This is a genomic window from Comamonas squillarum (assembly GCF_025309455.1).
Lineage (GTDB): Bacteria > Pseudomonadota > Gammaproteobacteria > Burkholderiales > Burkholderiaceae_C > Comamonas > Comamonas squillarum.
This window is the reverse complement of record NZ_CP104377.1, coordinates 1119767-1135858: the sequence shown is the minus strand read 5'-3', so window position 1 is coordinate 1135858 and position 16092 is coordinate 1119767. Positions and strand designations below refer to the sequence as shown.

Below are 16092 nucleotides of genomic sequence, written 5' to 3'. Positions count from 1 at the left end.
AGCCTGCCTTATGACGACCTCCACGACGGTAGCCTTTCACTTCAACGCGCCCAGCAAGCTGGCCTATGCCTGCAAGCTGGCGCGCAAGCTCCAGCGCATGGATATTCCGCTGGTGGTGCTCGGCGAGCCGGCCATGGTGGCCCAACTCGACGAGGCGCTGTGGTCCTTTGGTGGTGCCAGCCAGTTTCTGGCCCACTGCCGGGGGGATGCCGCGCCGCAGGTGCTTGAGCGCTCGCCCACGGTGCTGCTGAGTGAGCTGGCCGATAACCTGCCGCATACCCGTGTGCTGCTGAACCTGGGCTCGGAGATGCCCGCTGACGTTACCCGCTTTGAGCGGGTGATCGAGGTGGTCAGTGCCGACGATGAGCAGGACCGGCAGCAGGCGAGGGTGCGCTGGCGCGCCTACGCCGCCATGGGCTATGCCATCGAGCGCCGCGATCTGGTGATGAAGTCGGAGGACTGAGCCATGACCGAGTCCAGAATCCCTCCCAAGTTTGTGCCCACCTTGACCGAGGAAGCCGCACAGGACGCCGCGGACGCGCTGCCCCAGGTGGTGCCCGGCGGGGCTGCCGCGGGCGCGCCCGACAGCACACCGGCTGGCGTGGATGTGCTGCGCAGGCGCCGCGATGCGGATGTGCCGGCCTCGGGCGCCTGGGCGCAGCCCGCTGCCGATATTGCCGACCTGCCCACCTACAGCGGCTGGGCGCAGCAGGCAGATGCAGCATTGCCATTGGGCAGCAGCGCGCAAGCTGTTGCCGCCCCCAATCCGCCTGCAGCGGACAGCAACAGCCTTCCGAGCTTGGTGCAGGGCGTAGGCCCAGCGGCCGCCTTGCCGCCCGCAGGCGCAGGGGCGGTGGTGGATGACAGCGATGGCCAGGGCAACCCCGGCCTGGTGCAAAGCGCGCTGGGCGGCGAGGGCATGGCCGTGTCGGATGCGACCAGCCACCTGGTCGAGTCCGCGGCCGAGACGGCGCAGGCGCTCGAAGACGCGATCACCCGCCGCGTCACCCGGCGCGTACAGGAGACCTTGGACACGCGCCTGTCGGCTGCCGTGCTGAAGGTGGTGGAGCAGCAGACGGCCTTGCTGCAATCGTCGCTGCAACTGGAGATTGACAGCACCATCCGTGAGGCAGTGGCCGATGCGGTGGCCCGCATTTTGCGCGAGACCCAGAATCCGCAGCGCTAGGGATTCTTGCGTTATCTGCTTTTTGATGACAAAAAAGACCTAGTGAAATAACCGGCGGTTGTAAAGAACTAAAATTTCGTTCTTTGCGGCTGTCTGTCGCATCGCTTACAGTATGGCTATTCACGGTTTTTCGAGCGCCCGCCTCAAGCTGCAGGGCGCTTTCTTTATTCCAATGATTGAACTACGGGGTATCACCCAAACCTACCCGGGCAAAAACGGCCCGGTCCATGCGCTGCGCGGTGTCGATCTGAGCATTGCCGCTGGTGAAGTGTTTGGCATCATCGGACGCAGTGGTGCGGGCAAGAGCTCCCTGGTGCGCAATATCAACCTGCTCAACCGCCCCACCACTGGCCAGGTGGTGGTCAATGGCAAGGAGCTGACGGCGATGGACGATGCGCAGCTGCGTGCTGCGCGCCGTGAGATCGGCATGGTGTTCCAGCACTTCAACCTGCTGTCCTCGCGCACGGTGTTTGACAATGCCGCGCTGCCGCTGGAGCTGGCAGGCATGAGCAAGGCTGCCATCAAAAAGCGCGTGGACCCGCTCCTGGACCTGGTGGGCCTGGCAGCGCTGAGTGACCGCTACCCCTCGCAGCTGTCGGGCGGCCAAAAGCAGCGCGTGGGCATTGCCCGCGCGTTGACCAGCGAGCCCAAGGTGCTGCTGAGCGACGAGGCGACCTCGGCGCTGGACCCGGAAACCACGCGCTCGGTGCTGGCCCTGCTCAAGCAGATCAACAAGGACATGGGTTTGACGGTGGTGCTGATCACGCACCAGATGCAGGTGGTCAAGCAGATCGCCGACCGCGTGGCGGTGATGGAGGCCGGCAAGGTCGTCGAGATGGGCTCGGTCATCGAGGTCTTCACCCGTCCCCAGCAACCCATCACCAAGAGCCTGATCGACGAGATCGTGCCCCAGGAGCTGCCCGCCAGCGTCATCGACCGCGTGCGCAGCCTCAATGGTGCGCTCTCCAGCGGCCAGGGCAAGCTGCTGCGCTTGTCCTATGCTGGCAACCTCGCCTACCAGCCCATCCTCTCGCGCCTGATCCGTGACTTTGGCCTGGATGTGAGCATCCTCAACGGCCAGGTCGATGAGATCCAGGACCAGACCTTCGGCTTCCTGGCGGTCTACGCCAGCGGTGATCTGGCCCAGCTCCATGCCGCTGTGGAAGCGCTTCGCGCCTCGGGCGTGATGGTGCAGGAAGTCAATACCGAGGCCTCGGCCGCTTAACACCCGCAAAGAGGTCATCGATGTTTGAGAATTTTTCTGAAATGATGCTGCAGCTGTTTGCCACATCCTTGTGGGAGACGCTGATCATGGTGGGCATCTCCGGCGTGGCCGGTGCGCTGATCGGCATTCCGCTGGGTGTGTTTCTGCGCCTGACAGACCATGGCGGCATCTTGCAAAACGGCGCTGCCAACAAGATCGTCGGCTGGCTGGTGAATGCCGTGCGCTCGACACCCTTCATCATCTTGCTGGTCGCCATCATCCCGTTCACCCGCTTTATCACCGGCTCGTCCATCGGCACGGCCGCGGCCATTGTGCCGCTGACCCTGGCCGCTGCGCCTTTTATCGCCCGCCTGGTGGAGACCTCGCTGCGTGAAGTGGACCATGGCCTCGTCGAAGCGGCCCAGGCCATGGGTGCGACCTCCTGGCAAATCGTCTGGAAGGTGCTGCTGCCCGAGGCGCTGCCCGGCATCGTCGCGGGCCTGACCATCAGCTTTGTGTCGCTGACCGGCTACTCGGCCATGGCCGGCGCCATTGGCGGCGGCGGTCTGGGCGATCTGGGTATCCGCTATGGCTACCAGCGCTTTTTGCCGGACATCATGCTGGCGGTGGTGGTCATCCTGATCATCTTTGTGCAGCTGGTGCAAAGCCTGGGTGACTGGGCGGTGCGGCGCCTGAGCCACAAATAATCCGCTGGCGCAAACGCTTGCCCGTCCAAAGCCCATGTGCCCTGCCCATGGGCTTTTTGCTTGGGGCCAGCCGCGGCTGTCACCCAAGGGCATTGCGCGCTCTGGGCGCTGCCTACAATGGCGCATTGCCCACGCCTTGGAGACTGCCATGAATGCCGCCTTGCCCACCGCCACGGCCACTGCCACCGCACATGCCCTGCCACTGCAGGCGCTGGATCCCGCGCAATGGCTGCGGGCCAAGCCCTTGCTCGATGAGAACTGGATCCACGCCCACCCGGCACTGGCGCGGGCCTTGCCGGTGGTGCTGGCCCGCGATGTGGGTCAGGACTGGCACAAGGCCGGCACCTTTCGCCACCATTTGCTGGGGGTGACGCGGACCTTGCAGCTGTGGCAGCAACCGGAAGATGTCAAGCTGCTGGGCCTGCTGCACAGTGTCTACGGCAATGCCTTTGTCGACCTGGTCAAGTTCGATGCCAGCAGCGAGCGCAGCCAGCTCGCCGCGCTGGTGGGCGAGCCTGCCGAGCAGCTGGTCTACGAGTTCTGCATTCTCTCGCGCGCCCAGTTTGTGCAGAAGGTGCTCGCCGGTGCCATCGAGCCCGATGGCGCCGTGCTGCTGGACCACAAGGGCGCGCCGCGCCGGGTTGCGCCCTATACCGTAGCCGCCTTCATCATCGTCAGCATGGCCGACACCATCGAGCAGTGGTTCAGCTGGCAGGACGATATTTTCTCCAGCTTCCCGCAGGTGCCTCAGCGTCCGCAAAAGGCGCACTGGATGGCCTCGCTCTGGCCCGGCCCGATGCGCCCCAGCGGCCGCATGCTGTCGCAGATTGCCAGCCTGGGCCTGGCCTTGCAGCACCCGGCCTTGCAGGGCTTGCTGCCCACGCCGCCGGTGTTTGCCAGTTGCACCCAGGGTCTGAGTCCATCGGCCGATGCGGCGGCCGCGTCGCTCTATTGGTCGGTGATCCAGCAGGACCAGCCGCTCACGGACCTGGATGTGGCCACCGGTGTGCTGGAGCAGGCCGTGCAGCTCAACCCCTGGGTGGGTGAGCCGCAGATGGTGCTGGCCCAGCTCTACCTGAGCGCCGGGCGCGAGGCCGATGCGCTGGCCGCTGCCGACAGCGCGCTGCAGTGTTTCAGCCAATGGGGCAATGCCTGGGACAAGCGCGTGCAATGGGATGCCTGGGTCGCCTGGACCCGCATCCTGCAGCAGCACGCCAGGAACGGCAACTGGCCCGAGCGCCTCGACAAGCTCAACAACGTCGCACTGCGGCCGGAGTAAACGCGCCCCGACAGCGGCCGGCAGGTTGTAAGCAAATGGCAAAAAGTTCTTTGTTGCGTTGCAAAATCGGGCGTACAGTTCGGTATCGCATTTGAAAAGGTATCGCTCCCGTGCAAAAACGTACATTGCTGCAATCCGTGCTGGCCCTGGCTTTGGCCGCCGGTGTCTCTGGCGCCGCAGTCGCACAAGACAAGGAAATCAAGATCGGTGTGACCGCCGGCCCGCATGGCCAGATCATGGAGCAGGTCAAGAAGATCGCCGAAAAAGACGGCCTGAAGATCAAGGTCATCGAGTTCAGCGACTACATCCAGCCCAATGCCGCGCTGCAGTCCGGTGAGCTCGATGCCAACAGCTACCAGCACAAGCCCTATCTGGACGCCCAGATCAAGGACCGTGGCTACAAGTTTGTGGCCGCCGCCGACACCGTCAATTTCCCGATCGGCATCTACTCCAAGAAGATCAAGAAGATCGAGGAGTTGAAGGAAGGCGCGCGCTTTGGCCTGCCCAATGACCCGACCAATGGTGGCCGCGTATTGCTGCTGCTGCAGGCCAATGGCCTGATCAAGTTGAAAGACAGCGCCGGTCTCAAGGCCACGCCGCTGGATGTGGTCGAGAACCCCAAGAAGCTGCGCTTTGTCGAGCTGGACGCCGCCCAGCTGCCGCGCTCGCTCGATGACCTGGACGCCGCTGCGATCAACACCAATTTCGCGATCTCGGCGGGTCTGAACCCCAAGTCCGACGCCATCGTGGTTGAAAACGCCAAGAACCCCTATGTGAATATTCTGGTGATCCGCGAAGCGGACAAGAACCAGCCCTGGGTGGCCAAGCTGGTCAAGGCCTACCACAGCGAGGAGATTCGCAAGTTTGTCGACACCCAGTTCAAGGGTGCGGTGATGCCTGGCTTCTAAGCGACTCTAGACACAACAAAAAGCCTCGCGGTTTAGGACTGCGAGGCTTTTGCTTTTAAACGGATCGGCTTAACCGCTTTAACTGCGCACCGGTGGCTTGGCCTTGGCGCGTTTGCTGCCGGGCACCACGGCCTGGGTCGCCTCTGCCGGCAGCGGCTCGACCTTGACGATGGCCAGCGACATATTGTCGCCCGAGCCCGAAGCGCGCATGCGGGCGCGCTCGATGAGGAACTGGCTGGCCTCGCGCGGCGAGAGCAGGCGTGTGATCGATGACAGCTCATCGGGCGAGAAGTAATGCCAGATACCGTCACTGCAGGCCAAGAGCACATCGCCTTGCTTGAGCATGGGGATGCGGTGGTGGATCAAAGGCGGGTCATCGGCCGTGCCCAGGCAGTGCAGCAAGATATTCGATTGCGGGTGGTAGCGTGCTTCTTCCAGCGTGATCTGACCCTGGTCGACCAGGGTCTGCACATAGGAATGGTCACTGGTCTGGTAGAGCAGCTGCCCGTCACGGAAATGGAAGATGCGCGAATCGCCCGAATGCACCCAGGCGCAAGCGCTGTTGGGCAAAATCAGAAAAGCCGCAATAGTGCTGTGGGGCTCTTGCTCGGCCGCAATGGCCACCAGGCGGATCAGCAAATGGGCTTCGCGCACCAGGTTGCCGAGCATTTCTTCGGCATTGTCGGTCTCTGGCGAGTAGCGCTCGAACACTTGCTTGGCTGTCAGCATCACCTGGTCCGATGCTGCACGCCCGCCGCTGCGCCCGCCCATCCCATCGGCCACCACGGCCAGCACGCAGCCCTTGGCGCGCGGGTGGGCGAGCATGATGACCTGGTCCTGCTGGTAGGGCCGGTCGCCTTTGTGGAGGCCGGTAGCGGCAGAGAGTCGGTAGCTGGTGCTCATGCGCGAGGGGGTGGTGGGCAAGTGGGGTGACGAAGGAGGAATCATAGAGCAGATTGCCCGGCGGGGCGCCAAAGCATGCGGGGTGATGCTGCCAACCGATGTTTGTATACCAACGTCTGGGGCCGTTGGGCAAGCGCAAGCCGGGGCAGGGCGTCGAACGCGCTAGACTGCGATGCCCGCGAAACCGCTCTTCACCGATGCCCCGTCCTCCCGCCCTTGCCATTGATGCCCCGCTGCGCCTGCGTCCGCAGCAGGAGCAGATGATCGCGGCCATCGAGGCGGCCTGGGCCCAGGGCCAGCGGGTGGCGATTGAGGCGCCCACGGGCACTGGCAAGACCTATGCCTATCTGATAGCGGCCTTGGCCCGCCAGGAGCGCTTTGTGGTTAGCACCGCCACCCGGGCGCTGCAGGACCAGCTCGTAGACCGTGACATCCCGGCGCTGCTGGCCCACCAGGGCCTGCAGCGCAAGGTGGCCGTGCTCAAGGGGCGGGAGAACTATGTGTGCCTATTGGGCCTGGAGCAGGCGCGCAGCAAGCTGCAAGGCCAGCATGCGGGGGCGTTGGCCCAGGTAGAGCGCTGGGCGCAGAGCACGCAAGGGGGTGATCTGTCCGAGCTGGACGATATCAGCCATCTGACCAGCCTCGTGCCGCACATCACGGCCAGCCATGACGAATGCCTGGGCCAGCGCTGCAGCCACTTTGAGCGCTGCTTTTCCAACCAGGCCCGGGCCCGCGCCGCGCAGGCCGATATTCTGGTGATCAACCACCATCTGTTTTTCAGCGAGCTGCGCCACCGCCAGATGCTGGGGGTGGGACACGGCTTTGTGCCGCTGGCGCAAACCATGGTGATGGACGAGGCCCACCAGCTGCAGGCCATTGGCCTCAAAGTGCTGGCCAAGGGCCTGAATGTGGGCGATATGCGCGACTACCTCCAGACGGTGGAGCGCGAGACCAGCCTGCATGCACGCGGCTTTGCGCCCTGGCATGCCCTGCTGCAGCAGGTGCAGCAGGCCTTGGTGCAGTGGATGGAGGCCGAGCAGCGCTTGCTGGGCCCCGCCGATGCCCCCACCGATGCGGCAAGCCGCACCACAGGCCGCCAGGCGCTGGTCAACCTGCACAACCTGCTATCGGCCCTGGTCGCCGCCTTGCAAGGGGTGGCCGGCAGTGCGGCCGCAGTGGCCCAGCTGGCAGGCCAGGGCGATGTGATGCTGCAGGCCTTGCGCCAGTGGGCCCAGGGCGGCGGCCAGGACCGGGTGCGCTGGTGGGATTCCCCCGGTTATGTGCGCGCGGGCCAGGCGGGCGACCTGCAGGCCCATGGGCGCTATGCCTGGCGCCAGGGCTTTCGGGAGTCGCCCCTATGGCTGTGGCAGGCGCTGCAGGCGCTGGGCCCCCAGGTGCAGGCCAGCAGCTGGCTGGGGCAGGGCGTGCAGCGCTGGCTGTTTACCTCGGCCACCTTGGGCGATGATGCGGCGCTGACCTGGTTTGCCCAGGGCCTGGGCTTGCGCAGTGACAGCAGCGATAACAGTGAGACTGGTGATGCGCCCTTGCTCGCCAGCCTGCGCTTGCGCAGCCATTTCGACTGGGGCCAACAGGCCCGGCTCGTGGTGCCCCAGGGCCTGCCCGGCACGGATGCACCGGCGGCCGAGCGCGCGCAGGCACTGGCCCAGTGGCTGCTGCCTCATCTGAAGGCGCTGGGCGGGCGCTGCATGGTGCTGTGCACATCAACGGCTGCCATGCAGGCCTTGGCCCAGGCCTTGCGCCAGGGCCTGCAGGGCCAGGCCATCACCGTGCTGCAGCAGGGCGAGCAGCCCAAGCGCCGCCTGCTGCAGGCCATGCGCACGGCGCCCGGCGGCAATACCGGCCGCGTGCTGGTGGGCACCCTGGGCCTGTGGGAGGGGGTCGATCTGCCTGGCGAGGCGCTGCAGCTCCTGGTGATCGACAAACTGCCGTTTCCGCCGCGCCATGATGTTCTGCATGCAGCGCGCGTGCAGGCGCTGCGGGCTGCGGGCCGGGATGCTTTCGAGCGCTATGTCCTGCCGCAAACGGCGATGCAGCTGCGCCAGGGCGTTGGGCGGCTGATTCGGTCTGCCAGCGACCAGGGTGTGGTGGTGATCGCCGATGAACGCCTGCATAGCCGCAGCTATGGCGCGGCCTTGCTGGCGGCGCTGCCGCCGCTGCCCAGTCTGGATGACGCAGCCTTGCCGGCGTTTTTGCAATCCTTGGCAGAAAAAGAGATCCGGCCGTAAGAAAACGGCTGCTGCAAGTGGTGACCCGCAGCAGCCGCTTGGCTATCTAATCACGCGCCTCAGGCGCGTAGCATCACCACATCTTCCACCAGGGGCGCTCTTCCTTGCGGAAGCCATTGGCCAGCAGGCGGGTGTTGGGGTAGCTCGCTTCCAGCACACGCTTGGTGTCGGCGGCCATGTCGGCCATGTTCAGGCGCTCGTAGGACAGCATCAGGATGTAGAGCGCGTCCTCTTGTGCAGGCACTTCCTTGTAGTCGGCAATAGCGGCTTGCGCGCGGTTGACGGCGGCCACATAGGCGCCGCGCTCGTAGTAGTAGCGGGCGACGTGCACTTCGTACTGAGCCAGCGAGTTGACGATGTAGCGCATGCGCTTTTCAGCGTCGGGCGCGTACTTGGACTCGGGAAAGCGCGTGGTCAGCTCACGGAACGATTCGAACGAATCCTTGGCGGCCTTCTGGTCGCGCTCGGACAGGTCCTGCTTGGACACCCAGGAGAAAAGACCCAGGTTTTCGTTGAAGTTCACCAGGCCCTTGAGGTAGAGCGCATAGTCCACGCCTTCGCTGGCGGGGTGGAGCTTGACAAAGCGGTCCAACGTGGCAATGGCCTGGGCCTTTTCACCGCTCTTGTACTGGGAATAGGCCTTTTCCAGCTGGGCTTGCTGCGCCATCGCGGTGCCAGCGGCACGGCCTTCGAGCTTTTCATACAGCGGAATGGCCTTGTCGAACGAGCCGGACGACGCCTCGTCACGCGCTTCCGAATAAATCTTGTTCGGGCTCCAGCCGGCGGTGGGATCCACATCGGTCGATGAACAGCCTGCCAGCAACGCGGCAAGTGCTACAGAAGCGATAGCGGGAACCTTCGATTTGGGGTACGCAAACAGCATTTTTGGCTTGAAATCCATGGACGGAAAGCTGAAAAACTGCGTGGGGCGGCAAAGCCCGCCACGCAGCGGGGCAGCCCGTGCCGCGCCCTCTGATCTGGGCCATTGTAATCGGCGCGCAGCCCGCTGCCGCAGAGCCGGACTTGTCGCCTGTAGGGCTGTGTAACATTCCGCGCCGGATATGCCATGGTTTGCAGCGGCGGTGCTGCGGCTTTCCTACAATGCAGGGATATGTTCGTACACCTTCGCATCCATTCCGAGTTTTCCATCATCGACAGCACCAATCGCGTGGGCGATTTGATCAAGTTTGCTGCGGGTGATAGCCAGCCGGCGATGGCGCTCACCGATTTGAACAGCCTGTTTGGCGCCATCAAGTTTTACAAAGCCGGGCGCGGCGCAGGTGTCAAACCCCTTCTGGGCGCCGAGCTGACCTTGGAGCCTGAGGTGGCAGGCGGGCCGCTGTCGCGCATCATCGTGCTGATCCAGAGCCAGCAGGGCTACCTGAACCTGTCGGAACTGCTGGCGCGTATCTGGATGGCCGACACCATCAAAGCGCAGCCGCAGTGCACCTGGGCCTGGCTGGAGGAGCTGTCAGACGGCCTGATCCTGCTGTCGGGCGCCCAGGCCGGCCCCGTCGGCCAGGCGCTGATGCGTGGGGATGAAAAGACCGCCCGGGGCGTGGCACTGCGCCTGGCGGGGCTGTTCCCGCACCGTTTCTATATCGAGCTGCAGCGCGCTGGCCGCGCCGATGACGAAAGCCATGTGGCCGCTGCGGTCGCGCTGGCTGCCAATCTCAAACTGCCAGTCGTGGCCACGCACCCGGTGCAGTTCACCAAGCCTACCGATTTTGAATCGCACGAAGCCCGCGTCTGTATTGCCGAGGGCGAGACCCTGGGCAATAAAAAGCGCGTCAAGCGCTTTACCCGCGACCAGTACCTGAAATCTGCTGCCGAGATGGAGGCCCTGTTCGCCGATCTGCCCAGCGCGATTGCCAATACCGCCGAGATCGCCCGCCGCTGCAGCGTCACCCTGCAGCTGGGCAAGTACTTCCTGCCCGATTTCCCCACGCCCAATGGCATGCCGATTGACGCGTATTTCCGCAAGGCCTCGTTCGACGGGCTGGAGGAGCGCCTGCAGCTGCTGTTTCCCAACGCGGCCAAGCGCGAGGCCGAGCGGGCCAAGTATGTCGAGCGGCTGGAGTTCGAGCTGGGCATCATCTTGAAGATGGGTTTTCCCGGCTACTTCCTGATCGTGGCGGACTTTATCAACTGGGCCAAGAACAATGGCTGCCCGGTGGGGCCGGGCCGGGGATCGGGGGCGGGCTCGCTGGTGGCCTATGTGCTCAAGATCACCGATCTGGACCCGATCCACTACAACCTGCTGTTCGAGCGCTTTCTGAACCCAGAGCGCGTCTCGATGCCCGACTTTGACGTGGACTTTTGCCAGGCCAACCGGGACCGGGTGATCGACTATGTGAAGGACCTCTACGGCCGCAATGCGGTGAGCCAGATTGCGACTTTCGGCACGATGGCCGCGCGTGCGGCGATCCGCGACGTGGGCCGCGCGCTGGATATGAGCTATGGCTTTTGCGATGGCATCTCCAAGCTGATCCCAAACAAGCCGGGCCTGCATGTGACCTTGAAGTACCCGCCCAATCCTCCGAAGGACGGCGACAAGTACACCTATGCGATCAAGGAAGAGCCGATCCTGGCCGAGCGCATCGAGAAGGAAGAGGACGTCAAGACCCTGATCGAGATGGCCCAGAAGCTCGAAGGCATGACCCGCAACATCGGCATGCACGCAGGGGGCGTGGTGATTGCGCCGGGCAAGCTGACCGATTTTTGCCCGCTCTACCAGCAGCCGGGCAGCACCTCGGCGGTGGCCATGTATGACAAGGACGACGTCGAGGCCGTGGGCCTGGTCAAGTTCGACTTCTTGGGCCTGGCGACCTTGACGATTCTGGAGATCGCGCGCGAATTCATCATCAAGCGCCACAAGGGGCAGGAGAACTTCAAGTTCGAAGAGATTCCGCTCGACGACGCCCGCACCTACCAGCTCTTTTCGGCCGGCAAGACCGAAGCCGTGTTCCAGTTTGAATCGCGCGGCATGCAGCAGATGCTCAAGGAAGCCAAGCCCAGCCGCCTGGAAGACCTGATCGCGCTGAACGCGCTCTACCGGCCGGGCCCGATGGACCTGATCCCCAGCTTTGTGGCGCGCAAGCACGGCAAGGAAGTGGTGGAGTACCCGCATCCGCTGGTCGAGAAGGTGCTGTCCGAGACCTACGGCATCATGGTCTACCAGGAGCAGGTGATGCAGACCGCCCAGGTGCTGGGCGGCTACAGCCTGGGCGGCGCCGACTTGCTGCGCCGCGCGATGGGCAAGAAAAAGGTCGAGGAGATGGTGCAGCACCGCGCCACCTTCCGCGAAGGGGCCTCCAAGATCGGCATCGACGAGGCCAAGGCCGACGAAGTGTTCGATTTGATGGAGAAGTTTGCCGGCTACGGCTTCAACAAGTCGCACGCCGCGGCCTACTCGCTGCTGGCCTACCATACCGGCTGGCTCAAGGTGCACTACACGGCCGAGTTCTACTGCGGCAATATGACCGTGGAAATGGACAACACCGACAAGCTCAAGGTGCTGTACGAGGACGCGCTGAAAATGGGCGTGACCTTTGAGATGCCCGATGTGAACCGGGGCCACCACCGCTTCGAGCCGGTGACCGACAAGGTGATCCGCTATGGGCTGGGCGCCATCAAGGGCACTGGCCAGGCCGCCATCGAGGCCATTGTGGCTGCGCGCGAAGGTAAGGGCACAGGGCCGCAGGGCGATACCAAGGGCCCGTTCAAGAGCCTGTTCGACTTCTGCCTGCGCGTGGACCGCAGCAAGCTCAACAAGCGCACGGTCGAGGCGCTGATCAAGGGCGGTGCCTTTGACAGCATCCAGCTCAACCGCCGCGCGCTGATCGAATCGGTCGACGTAGCCTTTGAATTTGCCGCCACCACCCATGCCAACGCCAACCAGGGCGGCCTGTTTGACATGATGGGCGATGACGCCGTGGGCTCGAGCACGCAGGAGCCGCCACTGGCCGATGTGCTGCCCTGGGGCATCAAGGAGCGCCTGGTGCAGGAGAAGACCGCCATCGGTTTCTACCTCTCGGGCCATTTGTTTGACGAGGTGGAGCTGGAGGTGCGCCAGTTTGTGCGCACCCCCATCTCCCAGCTCAAGGACAGCCGCGAGCCCCAGACGGTGGCGGGCATCATCAGCGACATGCGCGTCATCAACGGCCAGCGCGGCAAGCTGGTGCTGTTCAAGATCGACGACAAGTCCGGTGTCATCGAGGGATCGCTGGATGAGGCCACCTGGAACCGCCACAAGGAGCAGCTCAAGGACGATGAATTCGTCATTCTGAGCGCCCGTATCGGGCAGGACCACTTCAGCGGCGGGCTGCGCGCCAAGGCGCAGCATGTCTGGGGCCTGGCCGATGCGCGTGCCCGTTTTGGCCGCTATCTGCTGGTCAACACCGACCGCCACCAGCCCGATGTTGCGCGGCTGATTCAGGAGTTTCCCGCTGTCGAGGAGCACACCGACGAGGGCGTGCTGCGCCACGGCCTCAAGATTCGCCTGGGCGTCGTCTGCGGCCAGGGCCAGGCGCGGGCCGGGGTGGAACTCAACCTGGGCGACGCCGCACGCTTTTTCCCCAGCGACCAGGCCATGGCGGCCTGGTCCCAGGAAGCGGGCCACGAAGCCATCAAAATCGTTTACGAAAGCATGGCCTAAGAGCAATTGTGCCCGGGCTGAAAAACGGCTGGACCAGCGGTTGCTGGTGCCGCCGTATTGAAGTTCATAAAAGCATCACCATCTTTGTCCATGTGGAAATTTAGCCTTATAGAATGATCTCAATGGCCACGAAACCTGTTGTTCCTCCCTCGCCGAATCTGCCTGCAACGCCCCAGCCCCCGGAGGACGGCGGCGGGGCGCTGGTGGTCGAGCGCATCGCCCAGCGGGTGGAGCCACCGAAGATGTACCAGGTGGTCATGCTCAACGATGATTTCACGCCGATGGAGTTTGTGATTGAGGTACTGCAGCATTTTTTTGGCAAGAGCCGGGAGGCGGCCACGCAGATCATGCTGAAGATCCACCTGGATGGGAAAGGTGTCTGCGGGGTGTACTCGCATGAAATCGCCGAAACCAAGGTGGCGCAGGTGATGGATGCCGCCAACGGAGCGGGTCACCCGCTTCAAGCCGTATCGGAGCCTGTTGAATAACGGAATCTGGTCCTCATCTAGAAGCAAGTTGAGTGTATTTGGCAAGCAATAAAGGAGTTTCAAATGATTGCTCAGGAACTGGAAGTCAGCTTGCACATGGCTTTTGTCGAAGCCAGGCAGCAGCGCCATGAATTCATCACCGTGGAGCATTTGCTGCTGGCCTTGCTGGACAACCCGAGTGCTTCCGAGGTGTTGCGCGCATGCTCTGCCAATATCGACGATCTGCGCGCGTCGCTGACCAATTTCATCAAGGACAATGCCCCGCAGGTGGCCGGTGAAGACGAAGTGGACACCCAGCCTACCTTGGGTTTCCAGCGCGTGATCCAGCGCGCCATCATGCATGTGCAAAGCACCGGCAATGGCAAGAAGGAAGTGACCGGCGCCAATGTGCTGGTGGCCATTTTTGGCGAAAAGGACTCGCATGCCGTGTACTACCTGCACCAGCAGGGCGTCACGCGCCTCGATGTGGTCAACTACATCGCCCATGGCATCAAGAAGAACGACACGCCCGAGCTGCCCAAGTCCGAGTCCAGCTCGGATGCGGAAGAGGTGGGCAGCAACAACGCCGAGCGCGCTGAAAAGGCCTCGCCGCTGGAGCAGTTCACCGTCAACCTGAACCAGCAGGCCAAGGATGGCAAGATCGATCCGCTGATCGGCCGCCAGTACGAGGTCGAGCGCACGATCCAGATCCTGTGCCGCCGCCGCAAGAACAACCCGCTGCTGGTGGGGGAGGCCGGCGTGGGCAAGACGGCGATTGCCGAGGGCCTGGCATGGCGCATCACGCAAGAAGATGTGCCCGAGGTGCTGGCCGAGGCCACCGTCTACTCGCTGGACATGGGCTCGCTGTTGGCGGGCACCAAGTACCGCGGTGATTTTGAGCAGCGTCTGAAAGGCGTGCTCAAGGCCTTGAAGGACAAGCCCCATGCGATCTTGTTCATTGACGAGATCCACACCCTGATCGGTGCCGGTGCGGCCTCGGGCGGCACGCTGGATGCGTCCAACCTGCTCAAGCCGGCGCTGTCGAGCGGCCAGCTCAAGTGCATTGGCGCAACCACGTTCACCGAGTACCGCGGCATCTTCGAAAAAGATGCAGCATTGTCGCGCCGCTTCCAGAAGGTCGATGTGGTCGAGCCGACCGTGCCCGAAACCATCGATATTCTGAAGGGCCTGAAGTCGCGCTTTGAAGAGCACCACAACGTCAAGTACGCGGTGGCCGCTTTGCAGGCAGCCGCTGAGCTGTCGGCCAAGTTCATCAATGACCGCCATCTGCCCGACAAGGCGATCGATGTGATCGATGAGGCTGGTGCCGCGCAGCGCATTCTGGCGCCCTCGAAGCGCAAGAAAACCATCGGCAAGACCGAGATCGAAGAGATCGTCGCCAAGATCGCCCGCATTCCGCCGGCCAACGTCAGCAATGACGACCGCGGCAAGCTGCAGACCCTGGAGCGTGACCTGCGGAGCGTGGTCTTTGGCCAGGACAAGGCGCTCGAAGTGTTGTCCTCGGCCGTCAAGATGGCGCGCTCTGGCCTGGGCAAGGTCGACAAACCGATTGGTTCGTTCCTGTTCTCGGGCCCCACCGGTGTGGGCAAGACCGAAGCGGCCAAGCAGCTGGCCTACATCCTGGGCATCGACCTGATCCGCTTTGACATGTCCGAGTACATGGAGCGCCATGCGGTTTCGCGCCTGATCGGTGCGCCTCCGGGCTATGTCGGTTTCGACCAGGGCGGCCTGCTGACCGAGGCCGTGACCAAGAAGCCCCATGCGGTGCTGCTGCTCGACGAAATCGAGAAGGCGCATCCGGATATCTTCAATGTGCTGCTGCAGGTGATGGACCACGGCACCTTGACCGATAACAACGGACGCAAGGCCGACTTCCGCAATGTGATCATCATCATGACCACCAATGCGGGTGCCGAGACGATGAACAAGGCCGTCATTGGCTTTACCAACCCGCGTGCGGCGGGCGACGAGATGGGCGACATCAAGCGCCTGTTCACGCCCGAGTTCCGCAACCGGCTGGATGCCATCGTCAGCTTCAAGCCGCTCGACGAACAGGTCATTCTGCGTGTGGTCGACAAGTTCCTGCTCCAGCTCGAGCAGCAACTGGCCGAGAAGAAGGTCGAGGTCACGTTCAGCGACAAGCTGCGCAAGCACCTGGCCAAGACCGGCTTCGATCCGCTGATGGGTGCGCGGCCGATGCAGCGCCTGATCCAGGACACGATCCGCCGGTCGCTGGCCGACGAGCTGCTGTTTGGCCGCCTGACCGATGGCGGGCGCCTGAGCGTCGACTGGGACGACAGCAACGCCGACAAGCCCGAGGTGATGCTCGACATCCAGCCGCTGCCCAAGAAGGAGCGCGCCAAGCAAGAGCCGGCCGAGCCTGAAGAGGAAGTCGCCGCCGATTGAGGCCCCTGCGCCTTGAGGACAAAAACAGCCGCTCCATGCGGCTGTTTTTTTGCGCCGGGCTGTCACGGTGGCAGGCTACACTGGGCAGTCCCCTCAACAGGAGCGCGC

At 63.6% G+C, this 16092-nt stretch carries 12 protein-coding genes; 10 read left to right on the top strand and 2 right to left on the bottom strand.

Translation table 11 applies throughout. The features are described 5' to 3' along the window. The first annotated feature begins 10 nt into the window (after positions 1-10). The 6 genes from N4T19_RS05285 to N4T19_RS05260 all read left to right on the top strand — a co-directional run bounded on the left by N4T19_RS05285 (position 11) and on the right by N4T19_RS05260 (position 5284). Positions 11-463 carry a DNA polymerase III subunit chi gene (locus tag N4T19_RS05285; protein ID WP_116923963.1) on the top strand — a complete coding sequence of 151 codons (453 nt, stop codon included), beginning with the start codon at positions 11-13 and terminating at the stop codon, positions 461-463. A gap of 3 nt (positions 464-466) precedes the next feature. Then, positions 467-1186, top strand: a complete 720-nt coding sequence (locus N4T19_RS05280; RefSeq protein ID WP_116923962.1) for a hypothetical protein — start codon at positions 467-469, stop codon at positions 1184-1186. Positions 1187-1358: 172 nt separating this feature from the next. Beyond that, entirely contained in the window at positions 1359-2411 is a 1053-nt protein-coding gene (locus N4T19_RS05275) for a methionine ABC transporter ATP-binding protein (RefSeq protein ID WP_116923961.1), read from the top strand. 20 nt (positions 2412-2431) lie between these two features. After that, on the top strand, positions 2432-3097 hold the full coding sequence (locus N4T19_RS05270; protein WP_021025822.1) for a methionine ABC transporter permease: 666 nt from the start codon (positions 2432-2434) through the stop codon (positions 3095-3097). Between the two features lie 148 nt (positions 3098-3245). Next, complete coding sequence (locus N4T19_RS05265; RefSeq protein WP_260719625.1) at positions 3246-4376, top strand: DUF6817 domain-containing protein; 1131 nt, start codon at positions 3246-3248, stop codon at positions 4374-4376. Positions 4377-4486: 110 nt separating this feature from the next. Then, a complete protein-coding gene (locus tag N4T19_RS05260) occupies positions 4487-5284 on the top strand; it encodes a MetQ/NlpA family ABC transporter substrate-binding protein (protein WP_027010639.1) in 798 nt (265 codons plus the stop codon). Between the two features lie 78 nt (positions 5285-5362). Here N4T19_RS05260 and N4T19_RS05255 read toward each other — a convergent pair whose 3' ends face one another. Further along, a complete protein-coding gene (locus N4T19_RS05255; protein WP_260719624.1) occupies positions 5363-6187 on the bottom strand; it encodes a PP2C family protein-serine/threonine phosphatase in 825 nt (274 codons plus the stop codon). 197 nt (positions 6188-6384) lie between these two features. Here N4T19_RS05255 and N4T19_RS05250 point away from each other — a divergent pair, with 197 nt between their 5' ends. Then, complete coding sequence (locus N4T19_RS05250; RefSeq protein ID WP_260719623.1) at positions 6385-8433, top strand: ATP-dependent DNA helicase; 2049 nt, start codon at positions 6385-6387, stop codon at positions 8431-8433. Between the two features lie 73 nt (positions 8434-8506). On the opposite strand, the gene N4T19_RS05245 is transcribed toward N4T19_RS05250, so the two are convergent. Continuing rightward, positions 8507-9316: an outer membrane protein assembly factor BamD gene (locus N4T19_RS05245; protein WP_116924449.1), complete on the bottom strand. Its 810-nt coding sequence runs from the start codon at positions 9314-9316 to the stop codon at positions 8507-8509. Positions 9317-9544: 228 nt separating this feature from the next. Here N4T19_RS05245 and dnaE point away from each other — a divergent pair, with 228 nt between their 5' ends. From dnaE to clpA, 3 genes are all read left to right on the top strand, one after another. Next, entirely contained in the window at positions 9545-13090 is a 3546-nt protein-coding gene (dnaE, locus tag N4T19_RS05240) for a DNA polymerase III subunit alpha (protein WP_116923958.1), read from the top strand. A 113-nt stretch (positions 13091-13203) separates the two neighbouring features. Beyond that, positions 13204-13578 (top strand): ATP-dependent Clp protease adapter ClpS, encoded by a 375-nt coding sequence (gene clpS, locus N4T19_RS05235; RefSeq protein WP_021025816.1) that lies wholly within the window; start codon positions 13204-13206, stop codon positions 13576-13578. 63 nt (positions 13579-13641) lie between these two features. Continuing rightward, entirely contained in the window at positions 13642-15984 is a 2343-nt protein-coding gene (gene clpA / locus N4T19_RS05230; RefSeq protein ID WP_260719621.1) for an ATP-dependent Clp protease ATP-binding subunit ClpA, read from the top strand. Positions 15985-16092: the final 108 nt, after the last annotated feature.